Source organism: Micromonospora sp. CPCC 206060 (assembly GCF_036906895.1).
GTDB lineage: Bacteria > Actinomycetota > Actinomycetes > Mycobacteriales > Micromonosporaceae > Micromonospora.
Genome location: NZ_JBAKHU010000262.1, coordinates 1 through 834 on the forward strand (window position 1 = coordinate 1; position 834 = coordinate 834).

The 834-nt window shown below is 72.9% G+C and carries 1 protein-coding gene and 1 pseudogene; one reads left to right on the top strand and one right to left on the bottom strand.

The genetic code is table 11. The features are described from left to right. Positions 1-650: pseudogene (locus tag V6U90_RS33625) on the bottom strand (hypothetical protein); the annotation flags it as partial. Here V6U90_RS33625 and V6U90_RS33630 point away from each other — a divergent pair. Further along, the gene (locus tag V6U90_RS33630; RefSeq protein ID WP_334445237.1) at positions 589-720 is read left to right on the top strand and encodes a hypothetical protein; all 132 of its coding nucleotides are present in this window, start codon (positions 589-591) and stop codon (positions 718-720) included. The pseudogene V6U90_RS33625 and the gene V6U90_RS33630 overlap by 62 nt on opposite strands. Positions 721-834: the final 114 nt, after the last annotated feature.

The window sequence follows — 834 nt, forward strand, 5'->3', positions numbered from 1 at the left end:
CGGCCGTCGGCCGCATCCCAGATCCGCACCGTCCCATCCGTGCTGGCAGAGGCCAGCAGCCGCCGGCCCGACTCCTCCTGCCACGACGTCACCGCCGACACCGCGTCGGTGTGGCCTTCCAACCTCCGGACCAGGCGACCGTCGGCCGCATCCCAGATCCGCACCGTCCCATCCGTGCTGGCGGAGGCCAGCAGCCGCTGGCCCTGCCCCGCCGGCCACGACGTCACCGCCAACACCGTGCCGATGTGGCCTTCCAACGTCTGGATCAGGCGGCCGTCGGCCGCATCCCAGATCCGCACCGTCCCATCCGTGCTGGCAGAGGCCAGCAGCCGCCGGCCCGACTCCTCCTGCCACGACGTCACCGCCCACACCGGGCCGGTGTGGCCGGTCAGCAACTGCGGAGACACCACCGCCTCGGCGGGGCCGGCAGCACTGGCGAAACCCCGAACCGTCCGGAACACCTCCCCCGACACCGCGGACACAGGTCCGGGGTCGTTTCCAGCGGCAACACGCCCACCCGGCACGGCAGGCAACCCCGCCAGCCCCGCAGCAGCCTCCGGCAGGGTCCACAACCGCACCGTCTGATCCATGCTGGTGGAGGCCAGCATCCGCCGGCCCGGTCCCGCCGGCCACGACGTCACCGCCGACACCGTGCCGGTGTGGCCTTCCAATGTCCGGATCAGGCGGCCGTCGGCCGCATCCCAGATCCGCACCGTCTGATCCCCGCTGGTGGAGGCCAGCAGCCGCTGGCCCGACTCCTCCTGCCACGACGTCACCGCCCGCACCGAGCTGGTGTGGCCTTCCAATGTCTGGAGCAGGCGGCCGTCGGCCGCA

Excerpts from the sequence above, each read along its gene's own strand:
- V6U90_RS33630 (WP_334445237.1), top strand. The coding sequence starts at position 589 with ATGCTGGTGGAGGCCAGCATCCGCCGGCCCGGTCCCGCCGGCCACGAC.